Consider the following 2196-nt stretch of genomic DNA (forward strand, 5'->3'; position numbering starts at 1 on the left):
GGGCGACCGCGAGGTCATGGGCAACCGCTGGCAGTTCATGTTTGCCATTGGCGAGGTGCTCACCTTAGCGGTCATTGCCGTGTTCATTGTCATGGAACTGCCGCCAGAGTGGATATGGCGTGTCACCCTGGGGCTCGGCGCGCTACCGGCTTTTGTGATCCTGGTGATGCGCCATGATCTGCCGGAAACCGCCGTCTGGCTCATCAGGCAGGGTCGCTTCCGCGAAGCCAAGCAGGTGAGCTTGAGCATGTACGCCGATCCGCTCGACATGCTTCCCGACAGTGACGTCACCGTTCCCAAACCACGCCCGACCGCCTTCCTCTCGGAAATCCGCAAGGACCCGATCCGCTGGCGCGCGACGATTTACGGCTGGATCGCGTGCTTTTGCCAGGCCGGCGAATTCTCGACATTTGCCTTTTACCTGCCTGTGCTGTTTGTGAGCCTCGGCGTTTCGTCCATTCTCGGCACCAATCTTGTGACGATGGGCCTTTATGTCATTGCCGCCATCTCAGGCTGGGTAGGGCCAATAATCACGCCCAAGATCGGACATCGCGGGATCAGCATCGCCGGGTTTGGCATCGTGCTGGTCTCATTGCTGGCCGCGGCTGTCGCCATCCATACGGACCATCCAGGGGTGCTGCCGTTCGTGGCGGCTGCCATGCTCTGGGGCCACTACTGGGATGCCTCAAACTGCATGACCATTCCGACTGTGGTGGCGAGCCCGGAATATCGCGGCACGGCCAGCGGCTTCGCCTATGTATTCGTGAAGTTGCCATCCTTCCTTGCGATCTTTCTTTTCCCGTCCCTGTTCACGGCCATAGGGCAAGCCGCCGCGACCTTGCTTGTCGCCATCTTCCCCTTGGTGGGTCTGCTCGCAGCCATCTTCATCCTGCCGGAGATCTATGGGTTCGAGCAGGACTAATCGGAGGCAGGTTCAGTTGGTCGCGCAAATGCGGCGGGTGGCGTCGAGCGAGCAGCGCTTGGCATCGCGCAAGAACATTCCTGTCGTTGCGGGTCTTGCGCATTTGTGAAACAGTTTCACCACGTATTGAGGGAGATGCGTAGAGAAGAGACATCGGGAGGCGCACCCATGACTGTGCAAAAGGAACAGGAATACATCCTGCAGCAGGCAGGTCATCGGCGGATGCCGCGACAAACTATCGACAGGCGCGAATTGCTCACGCGAAGCTTGGTTGCGGGCCTCGGCCTGGCCGGCGTGGGAGCCGCAACGCGGATGAGCATCGCTTCGGCTCTTGCCGCGGATCGCCCGCTCACGCCCACATTCTATCAGTGGATCCAAGACCTTCACCCCGGCATCCCGGCGGTGAACGCCAAGTTCCCCGGCATCAACTACCAGATCGCGCCGGTCGAGGGCTTCGGCATCGAGCGCTTCGTGGCCGAGGCTAAGAACAAACAGAGCACTTGGGACGTGTATGTTGGCCAGACGCCGTTCGTGGAGATGTCGGCGATGATCAAGGGCGGAGTCATCGAGCCCTGGGACAATTATATCCCGAAAGACGTGGTCGAGGACATTCTTCCATCAATTCGGGAGGAGTGCACGATCGATGGCAAGCTTTACAGCTGGCCCTTCCTTCTCGATGTGGTCGGAACGGGATGGCACTCGGGCCTGACGCATAAGGCAGGCATTGCCGACGCGGCTCCCCCGACTTGGGACGACTTCTTGGCCGACGCGAACAAGATCGCCGTTTCCAACGCGGCACCCTGGGGCGCCACCTTCGATGCCCATGGCTGGCGCTCGCTGGCACCGATCACGCACAGCATGAGCACACATGTGTACACGTCGGAGGGCCTGTTCGACTTCACAAGCGAACCCGCGATCGAAGCGTTGAAGCTGATGAAGAAGATCATGGCCTTGGCGAACCCCGATGTTCTGCTCGAGGGCACGTCGGACGCCGGGGTCAACGGGACTCCGGACGAGACCGCCTTCGCCGCCCAGCGTGTCGGTCTTTATATCAAGTACTTCAACGCACCGCTGCGCATGGCGGCGAGCTGGGACGATCCGAAAGCTTTGCACCTCGGCCCGCTGCCGAAATTCGCCAATGGCGAGGGCTCGACGGTGTTCTGGACGACGGGGTGCGCGTTATTCAAATACGGACAAAACAAGGAAAAGGCGGCTGAATATATCAAGGCACTGACTTATGATCGGCAAATCTGGAAGGATTCGATCGTCGGAAC

The 2196-nt window shown here is 60.0% G+C and carries 2 protein-coding genes; both read left to right on the plus strand.

The window, feature by feature from the left end; genetic code table 11:
* On the plus strand, positions 1-922 hold a 922-nt coding region (locus tag JOY90_RS14535; RefSeq protein WP_291691814.1), incomplete at its 5' end, for an MFS transporter.
* A 168-nt stretch (positions 923-1090) separates the two neighbouring features.
* The coding region (locus JOY90_RS14540) for an ABC transporter substrate-binding protein (RefSeq protein WP_291691815.1) at positions 1091-2196 on the plus strand (1106 nt) is incomplete at its 3' end.

Source organism: Bradyrhizobium sp. (assembly GCF_019242285.1).
Classification (GTDB): domain Bacteria; phylum Pseudomonadota; class Alphaproteobacteria; order Rhizobiales; family Xanthobacteraceae; genus Bradyrhizobium.